The following is a 23,453-nucleotide window of genomic DNA, read 5'->3' on the forward strand; positions in this document are numbered from 1 at the left end:
TTTTAATACGCTTTCATTATAAACCGCGATGTTAATACTTGTAAGGATGATAATTCGACAGCAGAGGGATAAAATTATCTACTATCCAAATAAAATTGTGCACCTTAACAAAAAAAGACCCTTATAGAACGACTATAGAACTATTCTATAAACCGTCTAAGAGCCCATATTTACTATTTCACTATCTTTTTTCACCTTAACAGCAGTTCTCCGTACCTATGCTTTTTTTAAATTGTCTGATTCCCAACTGCTTCTAGCAATAATCTGAGAGCCTGTTTATCAATTTTTCCATTCAATGTAGTAGGAAGAGCATCCAGAACGACTATGCGTTCAGGCAGCTTATAATACTCTAATTGTTCTGCCATAAACAGCAGCAGCTCTCTCTCTTCTACCTCTCCTGTGACAGCAAGGACACATGCATACTGTTCATCAGGCTTCAATAAGACAGCCATCCGAACATTCGGGTGACTCACCGCTGTCTCTTCCAACTCAATCGCACTCACACGATACCCTTGCTGTTTAAAAACATCATCAGACCTGCCCTGGTAATAGAGATATCCATCTTCATCTGCATAGAAAAAGTCGCCTGTATACAATTGCCGTTCACCTGTATCTTTGGCTATACTGAATCTTGTTGCCGTAAGCTCCGGTAGTTTCCAATATCCCGACATGACATGAGGACCACGAACTACAAGCTCACCTATTTCAAATGGTGCTGCCTCGCCGCCCTCCTTATTTATCACTTTGCATGTTGTACCAGGAATCGGCTTACCAACAGAACCAACCTTCACCCGAGCTTCTTCAGCTGGTAAAATAGCAACCCGCTTGCACTCCGTCAACCCATACATTAAAAATATACTGCAGTCTGGATATAAATGACTTAATGAATCTACATAGGAGGCTGGAAAAGCTGCTCCTGTATTGGTTACAAAGCGTAAAGCAGGAAGTTGAGAGCGTGGTCTTTGTGACAACTTCAACAATCCGTCAGCCATTGCCGGCATCAGCGGAAGTCCTGTAACTCCCCAGGCATAGAGCTTTTTCAGCCACATTGGGCCAATATCCTTTTTATGACCTAGAGCTAGTGTAGCTCCTTCGTAGCAGACTAGGAACATTTGATACAGTCCATAGTCAAAGGAGAGCGGCAAAAAGTTGCCGATGATATCATCATGCTGCACCTGTAAACATTGCTGAATGGAAGATGCCGCAAACAGAACCTGTTGATGAGTGGAGATAACCGCTTTCGGATTGCCGGTACTTCCAGACGTATAAATGAACAAAACAGGCTGATCCGCGTTTACTTCCATGTCACTTTGTGAGCCTAACCCATGATCTCCAGTTGCTAGCTCATATGGCTCGCACTCTAAACCAAACTGATCCCATAAAGATGCATCATCAACTGTGTCCATTATTACGACAGACGAATGAGTAGATCCCAACAATTTGGCTGTTGTTGGTGCCGCAAAAATAATGGTCGGTTCGCAATCGCTAACGATATAGGATAAATTCTTGCTCTTCAATTCCTCATGTATTGGTACAAATACAGCACCGAGGCGAGAAGCAGCAAACAATGCCGCAAGTACAAAGCTGCTGTTCGGCATTGCACATAAAATACGGTCTCCTACTTGTACGTTTTGTGTTTTTAACCATCTGTATAAATGACTGCTTCGTTGCTGCAATTCAGTATAATTCCATGACGAAGCTTCTGAAAGGATAGCAACTTTGTCTGGATAACGAGACGCCGCTGCATCCAGCAGATCATGAATATAATGGTTCATCGTGTCATCGACTCCTCCCTCAACGGACTGATCAAACTAATATCACGCAAGGTGCCATCTTGTGTGAGCAGCAGTTCGGGCGGCAGACGATGTGATAAAAAATGGACATTCGCATAGGTAAGTCCATACGCACCAGAATTGGAAAATACAATCAGATCTCCCTGATGAACCTCTGCAAAATCAACCCCGCTTTGCATAATATCCATAGGTGTGCAAAGTGGACCTACTATGGTATACGAGGTGGAATTTGGCTGTTCGCCAGAAATCTCCACTTGCCCATCCGCTGACACTTTTAACAGTGGAAGTGGCTTCTTAAATGTCCTTCCGAGACCAGCACGTTGATTCGTCCCACCGTCAATAATCAAATAATTTTTGTCCTTGGATTGTTTCTCATACAGCACACTGGACACGAAATAGCCCATGCGCGATACAATATAACGTCCTGATTCAATAAACACATTTGGGATTTCAAGGTCTGCATTTTCATTCAACTTCTGCTTCAGCATTTGCTCATACATTTCAATTGAAAATGGTTCATCCTCAATAAATGTCGGTACTCCATATCCACCACCAAGACCAAGTGTAGTCAGTTGAAACTGATAAACTTGATGAAGCTTTCGATACCAGTACAGCATCCGTTCGGTTGCTTGTTCATAGTACTCTATACTAAAATTTTGAGTGCCTTGATGGGTATGAATACCAACAAGCTTAAGATGTTCACACTTATTAATAATAGAAACAGCTTCATCTATACATTCCTCATCAATGCCAAATGGACTTGCACCACCGCCGGCCGCCATCCTAGAGCCTGTTGAATCAAGGCTTAAATTCAGACGCAGTGTTATCGATGCGACCATACTAAGTTTAGCAGCAACTTGCTCTACGACAGCTAACTCTTGTAAATGCTCTACGTTAATAATTCCGATACCTTTGCGCAAGCATATTTCCATATCCTCAACCGTCTTACCTGGTCCCGTAAATACGATACTCGCCACATCCGCTCCTAGCTCTATGGCGCGGTGAAACTCACCAATGGAAGCAATCTCCAATTGTGCACTCCATTTTAGCAAATGCTGAATAACGACCGGATTCGGATTTGCTTTCATAGAATAATACAAAGACACAGATGATGGTAGATGATTGCGTAGCTGCTCATAATCCAACTTCAGTTGAGCTTCATCGAACAAATAGAAGGGCGTCCCATATTGAGCATTTGCTGTGTTGAGCGCTTGAATAATTCTATCATTCATCATTTTTATCTCCTTATATTCTAATCAATTAGTTGCTTGTTTCCGTTAGGCAAGTCAGCAGCGTTAGACAATATGCTGTATCCATTGTCTGTCTTGAGCCAAATAACGAAGCGGATCATCACCAAACCATTCCAGAGAAGCATTTTTACCCGACTTATGAATGGCTCGTAAAATGGAAGTGTAATCCACTTGACCATCAGATAGCGGAACGATGCCAGAACGACTGCCGCTTGGCGCATATACATTGTTGGAATCAAAAACCTTACAATTTTCAAGGGATGTAATGTTTTTTAAATGGAAGTTTTCGACCCAATTTTGCAATTGCACATAGCTAGCCAATGGATCATCTCCCGCTTCCCACAAGTGTAGAAAATCCAAATTCACTTTCACTGCATCGTGACGGACTTCCTTCATCAACTGCAAAGTTGACTCTGTATGATCAGCAAGTGTGTAAGGATGCGTCTCTATGAGAAGCATGATGCCTGCAGCTGCACAGCGATCTCCGATAATTTGAAGATGATTCACGATCATCTCACGTTCATGGCTATTCACCGACTGGCTAGCTGCTTTGCCAGCAAAAGTACGAATCTTATTCGTGCCAAATTGATGAGCTAATGCGATAAGTTCATCACATTTTAGTATCGATGCATTCCTATCAGCTTGTGGTGAGACATCGATATAGTCACTAATCATAGAAACCTCAATATGATATAGCTTCAATAAAGAGAGACAATGTTCGATTACAGCTGCTCCACCTTGGGAAAGTGACCTTGCATGAACCCCCCACAATTCAATCGCCTGAAATTGCTGCTCATGCACATATTGAGCAATATCTGCAAATGACAGTAACATGTGCCTAAACGATATCGTACAGACCGATACATTCATGAAGACACCTCTTGGGATATAATGTTTTGCATAAATGCTGCTTCTTCTCTTCTTACCGCTTGAACAAGCTCTTCAATCCTACTAAGCACCTGATGAGAGTCGTTGTAAGATTACATAATGAGGTAGCTGCTGTTTATGATAGAATATAGTCATATATGGCATGTAATACATGTCCAGCTGAACTATAATTGAGCGCGATTCAGGACTACGACGCAAATATTGATGCAGCCTCCGATAATGTTGCTGTCGATCCAGATGGTACACATACTATTGAGAGACATCAACGTTAAACAGTTGTGTAAACCAATTCACTTCTTAGTCGTGATGTAGGTGAGAAAGCAGCTCAGTGAACAATGAAACTGTTCCATGTTGTGAATTAATTGCTAACTGAGATTTTTCCAGAAATCAATGCTGCAATGTCTTGGACAGAATTAAAACGCTCTACCGTCATTTCATCATCTTCTAGGAAAATATCGAATTTCTGCTCAATCTCTACAACTAAATTAATAAGAGTTACGGAATCTATCCCCAACGCGCTAATCTCCGTCGCTTCTGTCATTGTCTCTACAGCCTGTGGCTTCGTTGACATTGCTTTTACTCTCTCCATTAAAAATTGTACGATTTCTTGTTTTTGCATATTAACTCCTCCTCATGTTTTGAGCATTGTATATGAAATGAAATCAGATTCTCGCGAATCATATTCCATGTCAGCTTCGGATTGCGATTCGTAATCATAATAGGTGTGACCCCTCTTGCTAATGAGGCAAGTACACCGCATATCAGACCATTAAGAATGAGACATCTGCACAAGTACAATCGGAACCTCCGCTTGATGAGCAAGCTGAATGACTGTCTGCTGCGGTGTTTCCCCGTGTATGAGCAGCATCGAGCAATGTTGGCTGCGAAGATATTGGATACAGGCAAGTAGGTGAGTTGGATCAGACATGCAGAGCGCTAACACTTTCCCCTTAACGTGCTTCATTTCTTGTTGTTGACCGACGTTGATCAACAAGTATTCGAAGTCTTTTCTCGTTACTTCCACACGATTTACTCGGATCATGTAAGCTCCTCCATATGGTCGTATTAAAAAATTAGGCTCGGCTCATGATAATGTCAGCAGGAAAAAAGGTTATAGCTTACTTTAGGAGAAAAAAGTAAGCGCTTTAAAATGTTGTGACTTTTGAGGTTCATACTTTCAAGAAGGGTAAGCGCATCACGGTCTAGCGTGAAACTTAATTTAGAAAAGGCAGAAGATAGAATGAGTTCGAGAGAAAATATTGTAGAGTAACCATATTATGAGATCTATTGTTACATGTGATTATATGACAATTCATTCACATTGAGTAAGAGATATATTTCCACTAAAATAGGATAAAATCTTCATATAATCATACACTTCTTGGTGGAAATTGTAAACAGCGCAACCCTTCTCTCCAAGAGCTGCGCCGAGTTCCTATATAATCAGATATGTGACTATGAAACAGAAGGATACCTTTTATCTGAGTCAATTTCTACATTCGTTTCTGTATCTTCACCTTTATCCTGTCTCCCCTTCTCAATGAGCTGAATAGCTCGTTCGACTTCTTGTTCCGTTGGAGAAGCCACACCTGCTAGCGGATATTGTAACCCTAGTTGTTCCCATTTGAACGTCCCCATTTGATGATAAGGAAGCAGTTCAAACTTTTCTACACCATTCAAGGTTCCAATAAATCGTCCCAAATTCAACAAATCCTGTTCATCATCACATTTCGTAGGAACGAAGACGTGTCGGACCCACATTTTTTTGTTGTTTTCCGACAACCAACGTGCCGTTTCTAGTGTTCTTGCATTCGATACAGCCGTTAAGTCTAGATGCTTGTTATTATCGATATGTTTTATATCAAGCAGAACAAGATCAGTCACCTCATAAAGATCCTTGAGTTTATTCACATCATTGACCCCGTTTGTATCCAGCGTCGTATGAAGATTCCACCTTTTCTTTACTTCACGGAACAATTCAGTCACAAATGGGGCTTGCAGCGTCGGTTCTCCTCCGGTTACGGTCAATCCACCATTAGAGGATCTGTAATAACGTAAGTAAGGCTCAATTTCACTCAACACCTCATCTATAGTCATAACTTTGCCGCCAGATAAGTCCCATGTATCACGATTATGGCAATATTGGCACTGAAGTGCACAACCCTGTAAAAATAATACAAAACGAATCCCAGGTCCATCTACAGTCCCAAACGTTTCAATGGAGTGTACTCGTGCGTTCATCTGCGATCCATCCCTTTCACCTCTTGAGCACGCAAGTCGCATTCAAGACAATATTCATTAGCAAAAAAGGGCGCAGCCGTCAGGTTCACGACCGAGACGGTTCGTTTGTTCCGACTTATTGCGCCCTACCCTGTTACTTTCGATCATACTTCATTATTCAGTCAACTTATATTCAAACTGAAACGGTTATCTCTCCGTTACATAGCACCGTGGAAAGTACGATTAATTACATCCATTTGCTGCTCACGAGTGAGTTTAATAAAGTTAACGGCATATCCTGATACACGAATGGTTAGCTGTGGATAGTTCTCTGGGTGCTCCATCGCATCCATAAGCTGTTCACGATCGAACACGTTCACGTTCAGATGATGTGCACCACGTCCAAAGTATCCATCCATCATTGCTACCAAGTTAGCCGTACGACCATCCATATCTTTACCAAGCGCTTTCGGTACAATCGAGAACGTATTCGAAATACCATCCAAGCTATGTTCATACGGCAGTTTCGCAACCGAGTTAAGGGATGCTAGTGCACCTTTCTTATCACGACCATGCATCGGATTCGCACCTGGTGCGAATGGCTCGCCTGCTTTGCGACCATCTGGCGTGGTGCCCGTTTTCTTACCGTATACAACGTTTGATGTAATCGTCAGCACCGATTGAGTTGGAAGTGCGTTGCGATAAGCTTTATGCTTGCGAATCATGTTCATGAACGATTCAACCAATTCAATGGCAATGCCATCCACTCGGTCATCATTATTACCGTAGCAAGGGTATTCGCCTTCCACTTCGAAGTCAATCGCAATGCCCTGTTCATTACGAATTGGTTTCACTTTCGCATGTTTAATCGCACTCAAGGAATCTGCTGCCACCGAAAGCCCTGCAATACCGCAAGCCATCGTGCGTAAAATTTCTCGGTCGTGCAAGGCCATTTCGATGCGCTCATAAGCGTATTTATCATGCATGTAGTGAATGACGTTCAACGTATTCATATACAGTTTCGCCAACCACTCCATCATCTGCTTAAAGCGTTTCATGACTTCATCGTAGTTTAAATACTCACTCGTAATTGGCGGAAGCTCAGGACCAACTTGAATGCCTAGTTTCTCATCTTTACCGCCGTTAATTGCATACAGCAAAGCTTTCGCTAAGTTGGCACGTGCACCGAAGAACTGCATTTGCTTACCGATCCGCATCGCGGATACACAACATGCGATACCATAGTCATCACCGAAGAACGGACGCATTAAGTCATCGTTCTCGTATTGAATGGAGCTCGTTTCAATTGAAGCTTTTGCACAATATTTTTTGAATGCTTCAGGCAACTGCTCTGACCAAAGTACCGTTAAGTTCGGTTCTGGTGCAGGCCCTAAATTATATAGTGTATGCAAGAATCGGAAACTGTTCTTCGTTACGCGAGTTGTACCATTCATCCCCATGCCGCCGATGGATTCCGTTACCCATGTTGGGTCACCTGAGAACAATTCATTATAGTCAGGAGTACGAAGGAATTTCACGATACGTAATTTCATAACGAAATGGTCAACGAGTTCTTGCGCTTCTTCTTCCGTTAGTGTTCCTTCTTTCAAATCACGCTCAATGTAGATATCAAGGAACGAGGATACACGTCCTAATGACATCGCAGCACCATTCTGTTCTTTAATTGCTGCTAAATAAGCAAAGTACAGCCATTGGAACGCCTCAGCAGCGTTCATTGCCGGCTTCGACATATCAAAGCCATGCATCTCAGCAAGCTGCTTCAATTCACCCAATGCGCGAATCTGCTCCGAAATTTCCTCTCGATCGCGAATCGTATCTTGATCCAATGCATCCAATTCGAGATTTAGCAAATCCTGCTTTTTCTGCTTGATTAGGAAATCTACACCGTACAAAGCTGGGCGACGATAGTCACCGATAATTCGGCCACGTCCGTATGCATCAGGCAAGCCTGTAATAACGCCCGATTTGCGTGCTAGTCGCATATCAGAAGTGTAAGCATCGAATACGCCTTGGTTATGTGTTTTGCGTATGTTCGTAAAGATATCAATGACTTCTTGTGGCATTTCAAAGCCATAAGCTTTACAAGCATCAATCATCATCTTGATGCCGCCAAATGGTTGTATGGCACGACGGAACGGAGCATCAGTTTGTACGCCAACTACTTTTTCCTTCTCTTTATCCAAATATCCAGGTTGATGCGATACGATAGAAGAAGGAGTATTTACATCGACATCCCACACGCCACCGCTTTCACGTTCTTCTTTGGATAATTTGCTGACAATATCCCATAGTTGTTTCGTATTTTGCGTGGCACCTTGTAAAAAAGATTCATCCCCATGATAAGGGGCAATATTCTGTTCGATAAAATCATTTACGTTAACTTCTCTGCCCCATTTACCTGTTGTAAATCCACGCCATGGTTGAACTGCTTCTGCTGCTTTCAAATCTTTTTCAGCTACCGACATCTGAATCCCTCCAAATTAAGTAGGTTTTCTATTTACATCCTGCTTATGATGCAAGCGATTTGCTATGGTTTTATTGTAATACTTTTCACAAAGTTATTATGTGATTAATATCACAATATTAACTTTTAAGCTTATTTTCTTCAGCTTAAAAGTTTCTGTTTGCTTCTTCTTACGTGTTTCTTTGGCACTTGCTCTCTATGTCATTGCCTCTTATCTTAGTAAGAAAGGCAGCAGAACATTATCATATCCTGCTGCCTCCATGTAACCTTTAGAATCTACCGTAGAAAGCGTTACGGTATACGTCCGCTAATTCCGTCACCAACGGAAGCTTCGGATTCGCTGTCGTACATTGGTCCTCAAACGCACGGTCAGCCAAATAGTCCACTTTCTCCTCGAATAGTTTCGCATCAAAGCCAATGGCTTGGAAGCTCTCTGGAATGCCTAACTTGCGATTCAGTTCGCGAATAGCTTCAATCAAGCTGTTTACGCCCTCTTCGGTTGTGCTCGCCGGCAAGCCAAGAATGCGCGCAATCTCAGCATAGCGCTTATCCGCCACAAAGTGGTCGTATTTCGGGAACGACGCAAACTTCGTCGGCATTTTCGCATTGTAGCGAATGACATGAGGCATTAATATCGCATTTGTACGACCATGTGCTGTATGATATTCCGCTCCCCATTTATGAGCCAAGCTGTGATTTATGCCTAAGAATGCATTGGCAAATGCCATACCTGCAATCGTAGATGCATTATGCATTTTCTCACGTGCAAGCGGGCAAGCTTCATTTGCCGATTTCTCCAAATACTCAAATACAAGCTGGATTGCTTTTATCGCTAATCCGTCTGTATAATCATTCGCCATGACTGACACATAGGCTTCAATCGCATGCGTCAGGACGTCCATACCTGTATCTGCAACTGCAACACGAGGAAGAGAGTATACAAACTCTGGATCAACAATCGCTACGTCTGGTGTCAATTCATAGTCAGCTAATGGATATTTGGTATTGCCGTGCTCCTTATCCGTAATAACAGCAAACGATGTTACTTCCGATCCCGTTCCTGACGTTGTCGGAATGGCTACAAACTTAGCCTTTTGACCAAGGCGCGGATATTTGTAAGTACGTTTGCGGATATCAAGGAACTTCTGTTTCAAGTTGTTGAAGTCTGTATCTGGATATTCATAGAACAACCACATTGCCTTCGCAGCATCCATCGGCGAACCCCCGCCAAGAGCAATAATGCAGTCTGGCTTGAACTGCGCCATTAATTCCGTACCTTTTCGAACCGTAACCGTAGATGGATCCGGCTCAACATCAGAAAATACTTCGATAACAACCGGATTACGACGTTGGCGTAAATAATGCTCAACCTTCTCCACATAGCCAAGCTTCACCATCATTTCATCCGTAACAATAAGCACACGGCTAATATCCTGCATTTTTGCTAGGTATTGGGTAGCTCCTTTTTCGAAATAAATCTTATTCGGTACTTTGAACCACTGCATATTCACGGTACGCTTCGCCACCCGTTTAATATTGATTAAGTTGACTGATGTAACGTTATTCGATGTTGAGTTGCGGCCATAAGAACCGCAGCCAAGCGTCAATGATGGAATGTTCGTGTTGTACAAGTCACCAATTGCTCCATGTGTAGATGGGGAGTTGACCAATATACGCCCTGTTTGCAAGCGATCGCCGAATTTCGCAATTACTTCATCATCATTGGAATGAATGACAGAAGAGTGACCCATACCGCCGAATGCTACAACTTCAGCTGCACGATTGATACCTTCTTCAGCCGTCTTCACTTTGTAGCAGGCCAATATCGGACTAAGCTTCTCAGCTGACAGCGGGAATTTAGCGCCGACGCCATCGATTTCTGCGATGAGAATTTTCGTATTTGCAGGTACATTTAATCCAGCAAGCTCTGCAATCTTGACAGCAGACTGACCCACGATAGTTGGATTAACCGCACACGTTTCGCTTTTAATAGCCATCGCCTGAAGTTTAGCTGTCTCTTCTTTATTCGTAAAATAGCAACCGTACTTCTGAAGCAGCTGCTTCACTTCTTTATATACAGATTCTTCGATAATGACTGCCTGTTCGGATGCGCAGATCATGCCATTGTCAAACGTCTTCGATAAAATTAAATCCGTTACAGCCTGTTCCAAATTGGCCGTCTTCTCAATAAAGCATGGTACGTTACCAGGACCAACCCCAAGTGCTGGCTTACCTGCGCTGTACGCTGCGCGAACCATTCCTGATCCTCCTGTAGCAAGTATGAGCGCCACATCTGGATGATTCATCAATGCATTTGTCGCTTCCATCGAAGGCAGCTCAATCCATTGTATACAATGCTCAGGAGCACCATACTTCACGGCAGCTTGTGCTAGTGTTTTCGCCGCTTCTGCACTACATCTTTGAGCGGATGGATGGAAGGCAAATATTATCGGGTTACGCGTTTTGATGGAGATTAGCGCTTTGAACATTGTCGTCGAAGTCGGATTGGTTACAGGAGTTACCCCCATTACGATGCCAACGGGCTCTGCTATTTTTACACAGTTTTCATACGCATTCTCTTCGATGACGCCAACTGTCTTTGTATACTTGATGTGATTGTAGATATACTCCGTAGCAAAAATATTTTTCGTGATCTTGTCTTCATAGACACCACGGCCGGTTTCTTCAACAGCTAACTTCGCCAGTTCCATATGACGATCCAAACCCGCTAATGCCATTTGACGAACGACAAGATCCACTTGCTCTTGATTCATATTCATAAATGCTGCCTGTGCTTGTTTAGCACGATCAATCAGTTGTTGAATATGCGCTTCTACATTTGGGGTTCCTTTTTTATCTGCAATTTGTTTCACATCAGCTTTTGTTGACATCGTTCTCCGCCTCCATATGTGGATTCATGCCTTAGCTCAAAACAGGCAAGGTAGATACTTTATCGAGCCAGGCCGGATACCTTATATTGTTTGTGAATCATTTCACAAATTTAGTGTACCTCATTTTTCTTTGTTTGGATGTGATCTTTATCACACCAATAAAACCATAAAAAATAGTATAATTTTACACAAGTTCTATTACATCCAGTCAGCACAGATTGCAGCAAGAAATATCACAGAATATACATATATCAAAACGAGGCTAAAGTAAGATGTCAAAGTAATGAAAATCGCATCATATTATAAAATTATTTGAAATTTTAATTGTTAATTAAATTGACAATACTAACGGGAACGTCCAATATAGAAGTATCATAAGATATAGTGAAAGATGTCACAAAGTTAAGATTACTGTAATTTATTTTATATACCTCAACTCATTTACACATAGACATTATCAAGAACGGAGTGGACGATATGACAATGACAACCCCTTACGACGAGCATAGCAACATTATGTGTTTCTCAGAACAGAATAGAGAGCGATTAATGGAAATATCCAAAGAACGAACCTATCCAGAGGGATCTCATTTGTTCTGGGAAGGAGACGCAGCCGATAAGTTGTATTTTTTGAAAAGTGGTCGCGTCAAAGTCACAAAGTCAACAGATGAAGGAAAAGAACTCATCCTTTATATGTATCATGCTGGGGATATTGTAGGTCAAGTCGATCCATTTCATGCAAGTAAACACAGCTTTACAGCGGAAGTGCTTGAAGAATGTGATGTTGCTGTTATTGAACAGCGTGATTTAGAACTCGTTATTTGCCAACATTGCGACTTTTCACTTGATTTTATGAAATGGATGAGTGTTCACCATCGACTCACGCAAACAAAAGTTAGAGACTTAATGCTGTATGGCAAGCCTGGGGCACTTTGCTCTACCCTAATCCGATTATCTAATACGTACGGGGAAGATTTAAAAGACGGCGGCATCCTCATTAATAAAAAAGTGACACATACTGATCTTTCAAATATGATTGGTGCTACTCGAGAAAGTGTGAATCGCATGTTGAGTGATTTACGCAAAAAAAATGTACTTGAATATGATAACGGTATGATTATCATTCGTGAATTAGAACATTTGCAAGAAGTATGCCATTGTGAAATGTGTCCAAAAGCGATTTGCCGTATTTAACAAAATAATCGCACAACCTAAAAACCTCCAGGCTCCACGCAATTCGTGGAACTTGGAGGTTCTTGTATATCATTTCATTATGAGCTTGTCTTCGGCTTCAATTCTAAAACGATGTGGTCGTTCGCATTAATGGTCATATTTAAAACATCTTTATGCTGTACTTTTTCTCCATTTACTTTCAGAGACAACTTGTACTTATCATCTAATTCATGCTTGCCAAACTGTACGATGCGCGTCTTATCTTCAGACAGCTTTACCAAATCAAATTCTGCAAAGACACCTGCTAATGTATCTGACTGCTTCCATGGGATAAGATAAGAATTGGAAATTTCATTCAGTGCATCTCCACCATCTATCGTCAAAGTTACACTCGGCTCAGTAGCACCACTCGTACCGACATCCAATTTCTTCGCATATACCGTAATTTTATCATTAAGGGATATGACAGAGTCGAACGACTGGCGAGCTGTAAGCTCCTTATCATTGAGCATAACGCTCCATCTCGTCTTGGAATCTAATCCAACATCTACGACAGAAGCAATTCCCGCTCCGTCTTCCTTCATCTTGACCTTACCTGTACTCAACAATGCTTCTCTAAGTGTTAATTGTTCATGCCAGTCTATTTGAACGCGGTCCTTCACATTTGGTACATAGGTGCCGCCGTCTATAACAAGTTCCACTTGTGGTTTGCTTGCTTCACTTGCCTGAGCCTGTTGAGCAGGTTGTGATGCATATTGTGAAACCTTTACTTCTGTCGAACAGCCCATTGCAAATAGAGCTAAAAAGCAGCATACCCACCCTGTCATCCTCTTATGTCGTTGTGGTGTTCTCATAGTCTCCTCTCACTTTCCGGCTTACGAGTCACCAAGCCTGCCTCTTATTGACTATATTATGCACGAAATGTAGGACAAAAAAGTTTCAAACCCGTTACAATCCGCCGTGGTGTCCATTTTATAGTAAAATGACATCAAGCTTATAAGTGTAAACATATATGTGCGGATAAAGGTTTATCTTGCAATCCCCTGTAAAATAACCCTTAAATACGCCCTTCTTGATGCCAAAAAATACAAGGTTTGCAGAGCTATAAATATGAGTACAATTGTAAATCCATAGCTCATAGCATCTACGTTCATAAGATTACTTAGCGTCTTCATAGCAAACATCGTATGCAGGCTCCCGATTATACACGGAAGGAAAAAGATAATACCGACCTGCACATTTACAACTCGCTTGATTTCCTGAACAGAGAGTCCAATTCGAATAAGCGATTGGTAATAACTCTTATCCTCTTGTAAATCGTTAAACATTTTGAAATAAATAATGCTGCCGCTGGCTACAAAGAACATCAAGCTAATAAAGATCCCGATAAAAAATCCTAGCGACGATGTTTGCTGTACCTCATAGTTATCAGTGATTCGACTTGTCATATAATAAGAATTCGGTGCGTCCGCCAATCGTTCTAATTCTTTCACTAACCAATAAGATTGTTCCCAATTGGTCCAATCCACCATCATCACCTTGCTTATTAGCTTAGGTGATGACTGATTATATATTTGTTCCCACTGACGATCTGGCAGAGCAAGTACATCCCCACCTGCATATCTAGTCGGAATAAGTGTTGTGTCTATTTTTTGTTTAATGTTAAATTTGAATGACTCATCCACTTCTTTTAGTTTGATTTCGATTGTTTCTGGATTGTTTCTTCGCCCACCCTGAAACAGCTCCGTAACTCTTTGATCAATCCAATAAACATCCTCTTCGAGTGGTTCCAGTGTCTGTATTCCTAATGTGGCTTGTAATCGATTGAGATCAGATTGGCGAATAAGAGATACACTTCCTAAGTAACCGTAAATGCTGCTCGACTCCGCATCGATCATTTTTAACGATTCTACAGCCGTGATTTGATGTTTATATTGCTCTGCAACCGTCTTGACTTGATCAATCGTTAGCAAAAAAGGCTTGTCATGTACCTCCAACATCGAAAACGCAAACGAATGTGAGGCACGGCTAAACTGATACATAGATCGATCCAAGGCGTATACAGAGGCCGAAGAAGTCAAGACTACTGCAACGAGAATGGAGATGGTAAATAGAACACGCGCATTCTCCTTTACGCGATGAGCTGCACGGGATATATTCAACAAATTTGTCCCATTATAGTACCAACTGCGATTCAGCTTCAACACTCGAACGATTAACACACTGAATTGTGTATATAAAAAGTAAGTTCCCGCTATAGCTAGAACAAATATAGGTACCATTCTTGATCCAAGTTGCTCCCCATAGGTATGCCAAGCTAAATAATAGCTGTATACGAGGCTAACAATAGACAATATGCCCAACAACCAAGAAAATCGCAGCTTCTGATCATTCCCTTTCTCAGAACGAATCAATTGTACGAGTTCCTTCCTACCTACCTTGCGCAATGTCCACAACGTAATGAGTCCGAACAATGCCATATAAGCAATAGTGGTAAATATCGCGGCATGAATAGGAAAATAAAAAGGAAGTGGTGATTCGAGAATCATGTAGTAAGACATGCTCATTAAGAACAGCTTTAACAATATTGTACCTGTTCCTATACCTACTGCTATGGAAGCTATCGCTATGAATAAGTTTTCATACACAAACATAAGCCGCAGCTGCCACTTGGACATCCCGAAGAGGGAGAACAATCCCACTTCTTTTTGACGGGAGCTTATAAATCCTGAAGACGAATAGAGCACAAAGAAAAACGATATTCCAAAAATGAGAACTGAACATGTGACAATGATGCCTTGCCCGATTTCCCCAAGCTGCCCCTGTATTTTCACAAGCTGAGGATGATACATGTAGGAGACATACAAAAAGAATATCATCACGGAAAACGTGCAGCTCAAAAAATAGGCACTGTATCGATGCCAGTTGGATGTAATATTACGAAAGGCGAGTGCTCGGAATGTCATCAAAATTACCTCCCAACAAGCTCAATGTATCAAGAATTTGTTGGAAGAAAGCTGGTCTGCTTGAACCACGTCTTATTTCTGTAAATAACTTCCCATCTTTAATAAACAAAATGCGCTTGCAATAGCTAGCTGTGAACGGATCATGGGTAACGACAAGCACAGTCGTTCCGAGCTCCGTATTTAACTGCTCTAAAGCATCCATGGCCGATTTAGCAGCCCTTGAATCCAAATTTCCTGTTAACTCGTCTGCAAGCAACAAGGACGGCTCGTGAATAACAGCACGGGCAATTGCCGTGCGCTGCTTTTGTCCACCGGATATTTCATACGTACGCTTATCCAATATATGTTCAATGCCAAGGCGTTCCGCTATTAACTGCACTCGACGCTCAATTTCACTACTTGAGACCTTGTCCAGTGCTAATGGGAGAATCATATTTTCTTTGATCGATAATGAATCGATAAGATTAAAGTCTTGAAACACATAACCCAATTCACGACGACGAAACTTTGATAGATCCCTGTTGGACATCTTTAACGGATTGTGACCATTAATTGAAATTCGCCCTGCGGTCGGTTTATCTATTGTTGCTAAGATGTTGAGCAGCGTCGTCTTGCCACTGCCTGATGGACCCATAATTCCAACGAATTCGCCTTGTTCAAGCTGCATATTCACATCATTTAGCGCGGTGTAGGTCATCTTTCCTCTGGAAGCATATATTTTTGTTATTTGTTCGACCTTCAAAACTGTCGTCATTGATTGGCCCCTTCTTTCACGTACATGTTCATCCCATTAAAGTAATCCTTTATGAATCGTGCGTGATTCAAATCCGATGCTGACTTTCGTTCCGACTCCGATCTCGGATGTAATCTGTATTCGATGACCTAGACGGCTGCACACCTGCTTTACTAAGTATAGCCCCATTCCAGTTGCATCGCCTTCCTTGCGTCCGTTCTCCCCCGTAAAGAAAGCTTCAAAGACACGCGGGATATCATGAGGTGCAATGCCCATTCCCTCATCCATAACATGCAGCCACACCGTATCATCATTTTCAGCCATTTCGATTTCAAAATGCAACAATTTCGATCCTTGTATATCTTTCGAATACTTGATTGCATTCGTCACAAGCTGAGTCACGATAAAACTCAGCCATTTACTGTCACTTTCGACGAGTCTATCTTCACCTATAACTTTCGGGAAAATACGGTAACGAATAAACATCTTCTTATGTTGGTTAATAACTTGTCTAATATTATGGTGAAGCGACACTTGTGAGACATGCAGATCAAGCTCAAACTTATCTAAGCGAGCCGTATGTAACATGAGTTCCAGTCCCCCTGTAAGACGGTCCGTCTCTTCACTTACATTTGCCAACAACGCACGCACTTCTTCCTCATTCATCCGCTGCGCGGGCTGCTGTGTAATCAAATGAAGCACCGATACAGGCGTCTTCATATGATGAACCCATTGGTTTGTAAAATGTACATGCTGCTCGCGCTGCTGCCTCATCAGCATCATTTGGTCTGTAAATGCGCTGTATTGGCGCTGCAAGAGCTGGTACATAACCTGTTGTTCTTCGGTTACTGGATTCTGTAAACATAACGAAAACTCATTGTCATTTTCATGGATACGAGCGTAATTTATTTCTTTGTACCATTCCCGCTGCCGCAAATAGTCATAAATAATTCCTACTCCGACAATAAAAACACCGAGAACAAACACATACACAAGACTGTTGCTGCGAATCACGCGCGCCCCAATTTGCATATCAAAATGAACCACGATTAGCGACATCATCAGGGATAGTATCCATGCTGCCATAAGTAAGAAGCGATCTTTTACATATTTCCAAAAAGTCATTCGACCACACCGTCTTCATGCCAATCCGTCAACAGTCGATACCCTTGTCCTCTAACCGTCTCAATCACTTTATTCAACCCAAGTTCCTCCATCTTCTTACGAACACGAGTAACATTAACCGTCAACGTATTGTCATCTACGAAATCTACATCGTCCCATAGAGCTTCCAGTAAGGTGTCCCGCGGCACAATCGTATCCGCCTTTTCCATGAGACAGCCGAGTAAAAGGGATTCATTTTTAGTTAGATCGACGCGCTTACTTTGCCATTCCAACGTATTTTTCGTACGATGAAGCAGCAAGCCATTAAGATTTAATTCTTCACCATTGGTAGCACTGACAACGGCATATTCACCATAAGTACGACGAAGTACACTTTTCACCTTTGCCAATACGATATCTAAGTGGAATGGCTTCGTAATATAATCATCTCCGCCATTTTCAATCGCCATAACTTGATCCATCTCTCCTGCACGCGCCGATACGAAAATAATAGGTGCGTTCGTAACCGTGCGAAATTGCCTGCACCAATAGAAACCGTCGTAAGCCGGCAAGTGGATATCAAGCAGAATAAGATCTGGCTGTGTCTCAATCAGATCTTCCTTTAATGCTTTAAAATTTGTAGCTCTCGTAACTAAATAATTATATTTTTCTAACGATGATTGAAGCATGGAAGCAATCTTGTCATCGTCCTCCACAATCATGATGCGATACATCTTGTTCCTCCGTTCATGAATCTTTATGTTTAGCAACGTAGTTTGTGAGTAATGAAGGAAGTTTCATTCATGAAACACTCCCTATTCATCATAGCATAATGCAGTATCGGATAAAACTTACTCAAACTTATCAATATCCCACTTATTGTAATTAATTTGACATAATTATGAACTTTACTTATACTCGGAAAAGGAGGTGAAAGCGCTTACTAATTAAATATAGTTATAACCACCAAGAACTACACCTAACGCTAATAAACATGGGTATAGACAGGAGGTTACATACATTTATGAAGTCCGATATTAATTACGCTGAGATCGCTCAATCCGCGCAGTTCAAATCACTAATGCGGAGCAAAAAGAAATTCATTCTACCAATGACCTTATTTTTCTTCGCCTTTTACTTTACCCTTCCTATTCTCACTTCTTACACAACGATACTGAACCAATCTGCATTGGGGCCTATCACATGGGCGTGGGTGTTTGCCTTTGCTCAATTCATTATGACGTGGACACTCTGTATGATCTATGCTCATCGTGCTGCTCGATTTGACCAAGATGTACAGCAATTGAAAAATGAATGGGGCGGTGAACGAGGATGAATATGACCGCTTTCCTGCTATTTTGTGTCATCGTACTGCTTACGATGGTCATCACCTACTTTGCTTCCAAGAAAACGAACTCCGCTTCAGACTTCTACACAGCAGGCGGGGGACTAACTGGTTGGCAAAATGGTCTTGCTATTGCGGGGGACTATATGTCAGCCGCCTCTTTCTTAGGGATTGCTGGTTCCATCGCATTAGTAGGATTCGACGGATTTTTCTACTCCATCGGATTCCTCGTCGCTTATCTCGTTGTGTTGTACCTCGTCGCTGAACCACTCCGCAACTTAGGCAAATATACGTTAGCAGATATGATAGCAGCGCGTTTTCAGGCTAACAAAGTACGAGGTGTTGCTGCCCTTAATACGATTACGATCTCAACCTTTTATATGATCGCCCAACTTGTTGGTGCAGGTGCTCTTATTAAGCTGCTGCTCGGTATCGACTATGTATGGTCGGTTATCATCGTAGGCTGTCTTATGACCTTGTATGTTGTGTTTGGCGGTATGCATGCTACATCATGGGTCCAAATTATTAAAGCCGTACTTCTGATGGGTGGTACGTTCCTACTCTCCATGATCGTGTTCTCCAAGTTCGACTTCAACCTAATTAAAATGTTCGAAGCGATGAAAACCGCCACTCCGCTGGGCGAACAATTTTTAAACCCTGGCAACAAATATACCAATTCTCTAGACACCTTATCCCTAAATTTAGGTCTCGTGCTTGGCACTGCAGGCTTACCTCACATTCTTATTCGTTTCTTTACCGTTAAAGATGCGCCTACTGCTCGCTCCTCTGTTGTTTACGCAACATGGGTCATCGGTCTTTTCTATGTCATGACCATCTTTTTAGGGTTTGGCGCAGCTGCATTTGTTGGAGCTGATCTTATAACAGCTGCAGATAAAGGCGGCAATATGGCAGCTCCTCTGCTAGCTCGTGAGCTTGGTGGAGACTTCTTCTTTGCCCTCATTTCTGCTGTTGCCTTCGCCACCATACTAGCGGTTGTCACAGGACTTGTCCTATCTGCCGCATCTGCCTTTGCACATGACTTCTACAATCACATCGTTCGGAAGGGCAAAGCCAGTGAAAAGGAACAAATGTCAGCTGCACGTTGGGCATCGATCGGGGTATCTGTACTCTCGATTATTTTAGCTCTGCTTGCTTCGAAGCTAAATGTAGCTTTCCTTGTTGGTTTGGCTTTTGCTGTTGCAGCAAGTGCGAATCTTCCCGTTATCCTGTTTACTGTATTTTGGAGAAGATTCAACACAGCTGGAGCAATTGCCGGGATGTTGACTGGATTGCTTTCTGCTATCATCCTCGTTGCAATCAGCCCAAGTGTATGGGGACCAGAAGGGAAAGCGATTCTAGTTGGAGAACCTCTCATTACATTAACGAACCCAGGCATCATTTCCATACCTCTCGGCTTTATAGGCGCATGGCTCGGTACAATATTGACCAGTAGATCGGCGAATAAAGATAACAATCGGGATGCCAAGTTTGACGAGGTACTCGTAAAAGCAAATACAGGGATTCATATGTAACCCATTTACATAATTCGGTTACGGAGACTCTTTCACAGCTTCCGCTGCTGCGGGAGCTTTTTATACGCCTTTTACATTCAGATCAATCACCTGATCCCACATTTCCGGCATAACTAAAAGTTATAAACTAAAATAAAAAACCTCCTGCCACCTTCAGTAACTTGAAAACGAAGGCAATCAACTGCCTTCGCTCTCCTGGACTGATAAGGAGCAAGAGGTTCTATCGATTCATTATTACGTCCAATTACTCGTTCGTTGCTGCGTCCGACTGTGAAAAGGTAACGAGCAAGCCACCTTCGCCTGCATAGGTTCCAATTACCGCCCCCATGTTCACAAGCAGCACATTTTTGAACGGATAGCTTTCTTGAATCATATTCATAAATTCACGAGCCCGCTCTTCGCAGTTAGAATGAGCAAACGCAATCCATTCACGATCAGCGTGATGCTGCCATGCTTCTTCCACTTTTTCAATAAGGCGCTTTACTGCTCGCTGTGTCCCACGGACCTTATCGATCATTTCAACAGATCCGTCATCAGCAGCTCGCATCACAAGCTTAATATTCAGCATCGAAGCTACCGAGCCTTTCAAACGGCTCAACCGCCCACCGCGAATAACGTTCTCCAACGTATCCAGCGAAAAGAACGTATTCGTTTGTTTCGCTAGTTGCTTCATCTTGTCATTCAACTCTTGAAGACTTTCGCCTGCCTTAGCCATAATCGTAGCACGAACGGCAAGCAAACCTAGACCGATCGAGGTTGTCTTTGCGTCAATAACTTCGACCTTGTTAGGATGTCCTTCTTCTTCGTACATTTCTTTCGCCATTAGAGCATGATTATACGTGCTGCTCAACGTAGCAGACAAGCATAGAACAAAAATGTCTTTATCGGCATCAAGAGACTTGAACATATTATAGAAGGCAGCTGGTGATGGACTAGATGTCTTCGGCAGCTCGCTCTCTTCCTTCATACGTTGGTAAAATAGTTTGGATTCCATGTCTGAGGTATACATGTCATCTCCGAATTGGACATTCAACGGAACGATGTGTATTCCGAACTTACTAGCCAATTCCGGTGTCAAATCAGAGCTACCATCCGTGATGATATGAATAGTCATGATAATCTCCTGTCTATCGTAGTGTTTACAGCATCTTCTCTGTCTGTACCATTCTATTATTATAAAGGTGCTAGCTTCATCTTGACAACGGTAAAAAGAAGGCATAAAACACCAGTCTTACCCACTTACATTAACAAGGTACCTACAACAATTGAGATACCAATAATAATGCAGCGCAGCAATTGGGCAACGGCTACATTTCCTTTTTCAATTTCTTCACATACGCGGAACGCTGGAAGAAGTTTATCTACAAGGAAATAGACAAGGCATAGAACAACGATACCCACGGCTGACCATGCCAACATCATGAGCCAACTACTAGTCGAGTAAGATACCATCGCGACAATAATACACAGGCCTAACAGCTTGCTGCCCATATAAATGCCCGCAGCTTCATTCCCTTTCCCGATTTCCTTTTTATCATCAAATCGAGTCAATCGACTAAATACCCAAGCACCTGCTAATAGTATTACGATGAGAAGCAGCAACCCTATACCTACATTACCCAAATCTACTAAAAATGAATTGAATGAACTCACTTCTTTTCCTCCTCATTTCATCAGTTCAGCTTATATATCGCTCGCTTCCATACTGCCGCAGGGCAAAAACGTGCCAAATCCCCAGTTATTCTTCCACCCAGTCGAGGCAGTACGCCACCAAATCGACCATTTGGCGTGTAAACCCCCGTTAGTACGAAGCCATCCATATATCCCTCTTCCGTCTCCAATCGAGCAGCTTCCATCGGGACATATTGCTGATATATTTTGAGCTGATCGTTATAATAGCGCATTACCTCTTCTTGCTCTTCTACTGTACATTCTGACAAATCGACTTTGCGGATCGTATCTTCTGTGTGGAATTGCTTCCCGTCTGCCCCATAAATGCTCGTTCCTTTCCCTTCACGTCCCCAAATACTTTTTTGCACATAAGGCAGCTGTCGTTCGCGGAAGGGAGTTTCATTCAAATACGTTGGCAGCAAATAACGCTGAATAACAGCAAGCTCTTCCTCTGAATAAAGCCGCTCTCCTCTAGCTTCACTTAACGTATCATGATGTTCGAAACACGCCCACACAAATGCTAGAAGCGCTTTGCTTTGCAAGATGATTGATTGAGGGGGATTCATTATCGCAAGCCGACCTTCCTCCGCAAGTGATAACACAGCTTCACCGACTGGAAAGCCGTCAGGTGCAAGATCATCCATCAAATACTCTAGTGGATATAGGCGATACCAGATATCAACAGGACGATCATAGGCAATGAGTCCACGAGCGGGTTCCACGCGCAGTTCTTCAAGTGGGCAATACTCTACTTCCCATCCTAATTGCTGCATGAGACGCATTACATATGCCGTATTGGCTCTATCTTCTTCGTGATTTGCAAATGAGCTGCATACTACACGCGTACCAAAGCCTAACTCCCGATACTGATCTAGCATTTCTCCAAGGGCTTGCTGCAAGCGATACGCTAAGTCAACCGAAGGGTTATATAAATGAGTCTGGCATGAATGATCCGCTGCACGGCTATCTGCCAGCAGCTGTTCAGCTAAATATGCTGTCTCAGGTATGCCTGTAGGCGTATCCGCATTATTCTCAATACACTTCCAGCCCTCTGGCCCTTTAATCCAGTCTTGTCGAGCTATTCCGCTAAAGGCAAAGGAAATTCGAGCGCTTCCCAGCAGCTTAGCAGGTATTCCTATTTGCTGTGCAACAATTTCATCCGGCAGCTCTTCCTGTACAAGGCGTAGTGCTTTCATAAAAATATGATGTAACTGCTCTGATGCTGTACGTAGTTCTGCTATTTCATCTTCTGTGTAAAGCATGGCATGTGTCATACAATATTCCTGCTGATGCATCCGAACATAAGGAACATGCTGCAAGCGCTCTGCGTGAAACGCCTCGCTCGCTGTTAACGGTAAGCTCATGGTTGGTCTCATTTGCGTAGCATCTTTACGTTCCATCT

The 23,453-nt window shown here is 42.4% G+C and carries 20 protein-coding genes; 3 read left to right on the top strand and 17 right to left on the bottom strand.

What is annotated here, in order from left to right; all coding sequences use genetic code 11:
- Positions 1 to 227: 227 nt before the first annotated feature.
- From H580_RS0118635 to adhE, 9 genes are all read right to left on the bottom strand, one after another.
- Positions 228 to 1,775: a class I adenylate-forming enzyme family protein gene (locus H580_RS0118635; protein WP_028596133.1), complete on the bottom strand. Its 1,548-nt coding sequence runs from the start codon at positions 1,773 to 1,775 to the stop codon at positions 228 to 230.
- Entirely contained in the window at positions 1,772 to 3,028 is a 1,257-nt protein-coding gene (locus H580_RS0118640) for an alanine racemase (protein WP_084509356.1), read from the bottom strand. Before H580_RS0118640 ends, H580_RS0118635 begins: the two co-directional genes overlap by 4 nt.
- 60 nt (positions 3,029 to 3,088) lie before the next feature.
- Entirely contained in the window at positions 3,089 to 3,913 is an 825-nt protein-coding gene (locus H580_RS0118645) for a sugar phosphate isomerase/epimerase family protein (protein WP_028596135.1), read from the bottom strand.
- Between the two features lie 81 nt (positions 3,914 to 3,994).
- Positions 3,995 to 4,177 carry a DUF6005 family protein gene (locus H580_RS27080; RefSeq protein ID WP_425414138.1) on the bottom strand — a complete coding sequence of 61 codons (183 nt, stop codon included), beginning with the start codon at positions 4,175 to 4,177 and terminating at the stop codon, positions 3,995 to 3,997.
- A 112-nt stretch (positions 4,178 to 4,289) separates the two neighbouring features.
- Positions 4,290 to 4,550, bottom strand: a complete 261-nt coding sequence (locus H580_RS24735) for an acyl carrier protein (protein WP_036605517.1) — start codon at positions 4,548 to 4,550, stop codon at positions 4,290 to 4,292.
- Positions 4,551 to 4,700: 150 nt separating this feature from the next.
- A complete protein-coding gene (locus tag H580_RS0118655; protein WP_028596136.1) occupies positions 4,701 to 4,973 on the bottom strand; it encodes a hypothetical protein in 273 nt (90 codons plus the stop codon).
- 413 nt (positions 4,974 to 5,386) lie between these two features.
- Positions 5,387 to 6,172, bottom strand: a complete 786-nt coding sequence (gene pflA / locus H580_RS0118660) for a pyruvate formate-lyase-activating protein (protein WP_028596137.1) — start codon at positions 6,170 to 6,172, stop codon at positions 5,387 to 5,389.
- Between the two features lie 197 nt (positions 6,173 to 6,369).
- Entirely contained in the window at positions 6,370 to 8,637 is a 2,268-nt protein-coding gene (gene pflB / locus H580_RS0118665) for a formate C-acetyltransferase (protein WP_028596138.1), read from the bottom strand.
- Positions 8,638 to 8,905: 268 nt separating this feature from the next.
- On the bottom strand, positions 8,906 to 11,527 hold the full coding sequence (adhE, locus tag H580_RS0118670) for a bifunctional acetaldehyde-CoA/alcohol dehydrogenase (RefSeq protein WP_028596139.1): 2,622 nt from the start codon (positions 11,525 to 11,527) through the stop codon (positions 8,906 to 8,908).
- Positions 11,528 to 12,004: 477 nt separating this feature from the next.
- Between adhE and H580_RS0118675 the strand changes: the two genes are divergently transcribed.
- Positions 12,005 to 12,721, top strand: a complete 717-nt coding sequence (locus H580_RS0118675; protein WP_028596140.1) for a Crp/Fnr family transcriptional regulator — start codon at positions 12,005 to 12,007, stop codon at positions 12,719 to 12,721.
- A gap of 77 nt (positions 12,722 to 12,798) precedes the next feature.
- Here H580_RS0118675 and H580_RS0118680 read toward each other — a convergent pair whose 3' ends face one another.
- The 5 genes from H580_RS0118680 to H580_RS0118700 all read right to left on the bottom strand — a co-directional run bounded on the left by H580_RS0118680 (position 12,799) and on the right by H580_RS0118700 (position 18,237).
- Positions 12,799 to 13,527: a hypothetical protein gene (locus H580_RS0118680; RefSeq protein WP_028596141.1), complete on the bottom strand. Its 729-nt coding sequence runs from the start codon at positions 13,525 to 13,527 to the stop codon at positions 12,799 to 12,801.
- A gap of 201 nt (positions 13,528 to 13,728) precedes the next feature.
- Positions 13,729 to 15,666 carry an ABC transporter permease gene (locus tag H580_RS0118685; protein WP_028596142.1) on the bottom strand — a complete coding sequence of 646 codons (1,938 nt, stop codon included), beginning with the start codon at positions 15,664 to 15,666 and terminating at the stop codon, positions 13,729 to 13,731.
- Positions 15,638 to 16,420, bottom strand: a complete 783-nt coding sequence (locus H580_RS0118690) for an ABC transporter ATP-binding protein (protein WP_028596143.1) — start codon at positions 16,418 to 16,420, stop codon at positions 15,638 to 15,640. The genes H580_RS0118685 and H580_RS0118690 overlap by 29 nt, the downstream gene beginning before the upstream one ends.
- Before the next feature lie 36 nt (positions 16,421 to 16,456).
- Positions 16,457 to 17,524: a sensor histidine kinase gene (locus H580_RS0118695; protein WP_028596144.1), complete on the bottom strand. Its 1,068-nt coding sequence runs from the start codon at positions 17,522 to 17,524 to the stop codon at positions 16,457 to 16,459.
- On the bottom strand, positions 17,521 to 18,237 hold the full coding sequence (locus H580_RS0118700; protein ID WP_028596145.1) for a response regulator transcription factor: 717 nt from the start codon (positions 18,235 to 18,237) through the stop codon (positions 17,521 to 17,523). Before H580_RS0118700 ends, H580_RS0118695 begins: the two co-directional genes overlap by 4 nt.
- 290 nt (positions 18,238 to 18,527) lie before the next feature.
- Here H580_RS0118700 and H580_RS0118705 point away from each other — a divergent pair, with 290 nt between their 5' ends.
- Together H580_RS0118705 and H580_RS0118710 are read left to right on the top strand one after the other, a co-directional pair.
- Positions 18,528 to 18,839: a DUF485 domain-containing protein gene (locus tag H580_RS0118705; protein ID WP_051217558.1), complete on the top strand. Its 312-nt coding sequence runs from the start codon at positions 18,528 to 18,530 to the stop codon at positions 18,837 to 18,839.
- The gene (locus H580_RS0118710; RefSeq protein WP_028596147.1) at positions 18,836 to 20,380 is read left to right on the top strand and encodes a solute symporter family protein; all 1,545 of its coding nucleotides are present in this window, start codon (positions 18,836 to 18,838) and stop codon (positions 20,378 to 20,380) included. The genes H580_RS0118705 and H580_RS0118710 overlap by 4 nt, the downstream gene beginning before the upstream one ends.
- 244 nt (positions 20,381 to 20,624) lie before the next feature.
- On the opposite strand, the gene H580_RS0118715 is transcribed toward H580_RS0118710, so the two are convergent.
- The 3 genes from H580_RS0118715 to H580_RS0118725 form a co-directional block, all read right to left on the bottom strand.
- Positions 20,625 to 21,494, bottom strand: a complete 870-nt coding sequence (locus H580_RS0118715; protein WP_028596148.1) for a DegV family protein — start codon at positions 21,492 to 21,494, stop codon at positions 20,625 to 20,627.
- Positions 21,495 to 21,619: 125 nt separating this feature from the next.
- A complete protein-coding gene (locus tag H580_RS0118720; RefSeq protein WP_028596149.1) occupies positions 21,620 to 22,033 on the bottom strand; it encodes a DUF350 domain-containing protein in 414 nt (137 codons plus the stop codon).
- Positions 22,034 to 22,053: 20 nt separating this feature from the next.
- Entirely contained in the window at positions 22,054 to 23,451 is a 1,398-nt protein-coding gene (locus H580_RS0118725) for a glutathionylspermidine synthase family protein (RefSeq protein ID WP_084509358.1), read from the bottom strand.
- Positions 23,452 to 23,453: the final 2 nt, after the last annotated feature.

The sequence above is a fragment of the Paenibacillus assamensis DSM 18201 genome (assembly GCF_000422445.1).
GTDB classification, from domain to species: domain Bacteria; phylum Bacillota; class Bacilli; order Paenibacillales; family Paenibacillaceae; genus Paenibacillus_B; species Paenibacillus_B assamensis.

Bases quoted from the DNA above. Each gene is read 5' to 3' on its own strand.
- H580_RS0118645 (WP_028596135.1), bottom strand. From the start codon at position 3,913: ATGAATGTATCGGTCTGTACGATATCGTTTAGGCACATGTTACTGTCA.
- H580_RS0118725 (WP_084509358.1), bottom strand. From the start codon at position 23,451: ATGGAACGTAAAGATGCTACGCAAATGAGACCAACCATGAGCTTACCG.
- H580_RS0118640 (WP_084509356.1), bottom strand. From the start codon at position 3,028: ATGATGAATGATAGAATTATTCAAGCGCTCAACACAGCAAATGCTCAA.
- H580_RS0118705 (WP_051217558.1), top strand. From the start codon at position 18,528: ATGAAGTCCGATATTAATTACGCTGAGATCGCTCAATCCGCGCAGTTC.
- H580_RS0118655 (WP_028596136.1), bottom strand. From the start codon at position 4,973: ATGATCCGAGTAAATCGTGTGGAAGTAACGAGAAAAGACTTCGAATAC.
- H580_RS24735 (WP_036605517.1), bottom strand. From the start codon at position 4,550: ATGCAAAAACAAGAAATCGTACAATTTTTAATGGAGAGAGTAAAAGCA.
- H580_RS0118690 (WP_028596143.1), bottom strand. From the start codon at position 16,420: ATGACGACAGTTTTGAAGGTCGAACAAATAACAAAAATATATGCTTCC.
- H580_RS0118635 (WP_028596133.1), bottom strand. From the start codon at position 1,775: ATGAACCATTATATTCATGATCTGCTGGATGCAGCGGCGTCTCGTTAT.
- H580_RS0118695 (WP_028596144.1), bottom strand. From the start codon at position 17,524: ATGACTTTTTGGAAATATGTAAAAGATCGCTTCTTACTTATGGCAGCA.
- H580_RS0118700 (WP_028596145.1), bottom strand. From the start codon at position 18,237: ATGTATCGCATCATGATTGTGGAGGACGATGACAAGATTGCTTCCATG.
- H580_RS0118715 (WP_028596148.1), bottom strand. From the start codon at position 21,494: ATGACTATTCATATCATCACGGATGGTAGCTCTGATTTGACACCGGAA.
- H580_RS0118710 (WP_028596147.1), top strand. From the start codon at position 18,836: ATGAATATGACCGCTTTCCTGCTATTTTGTGTCATCGTACTGCTTACG.
- pflB (WP_028596138.1), bottom strand. From the start codon at position 8,637: ATGTCGGTAGCTGAAAAAGATTTGAAAGCAGCAGAAGCAGTTCAACCA.
- H580_RS0118685 (WP_028596142.1), bottom strand. From the start codon at position 15,666: ATGACATTCCGAGCACTCGCCTTTCGTAATATTACATCCAACTGGCAT.
- pflA (WP_028596137.1), bottom strand. From the start codon at position 6,172: ATGAACGCACGAGTACACTCCATTGAAACGTTTGGGACTGTAGATGGA.
- H580_RS0118675 (WP_028596140.1), top strand. From the start codon at position 12,005: ATGACAATGACAACCCCTTACGACGAGCATAGCAACATTATGTGTTTC.
- adhE (WP_028596139.1), bottom strand. From the start codon at position 11,527: ATGTCAACAAAAGCTGATGTGAAACAAATTGCAGATAAAAAAGGAACC.
- H580_RS0118680 (WP_028596141.1), bottom strand. From the start codon at position 13,527: ATGACAGGGTGGGTATGCTGCTTTTTAGCTCTATTTGCAATGGGCTGT.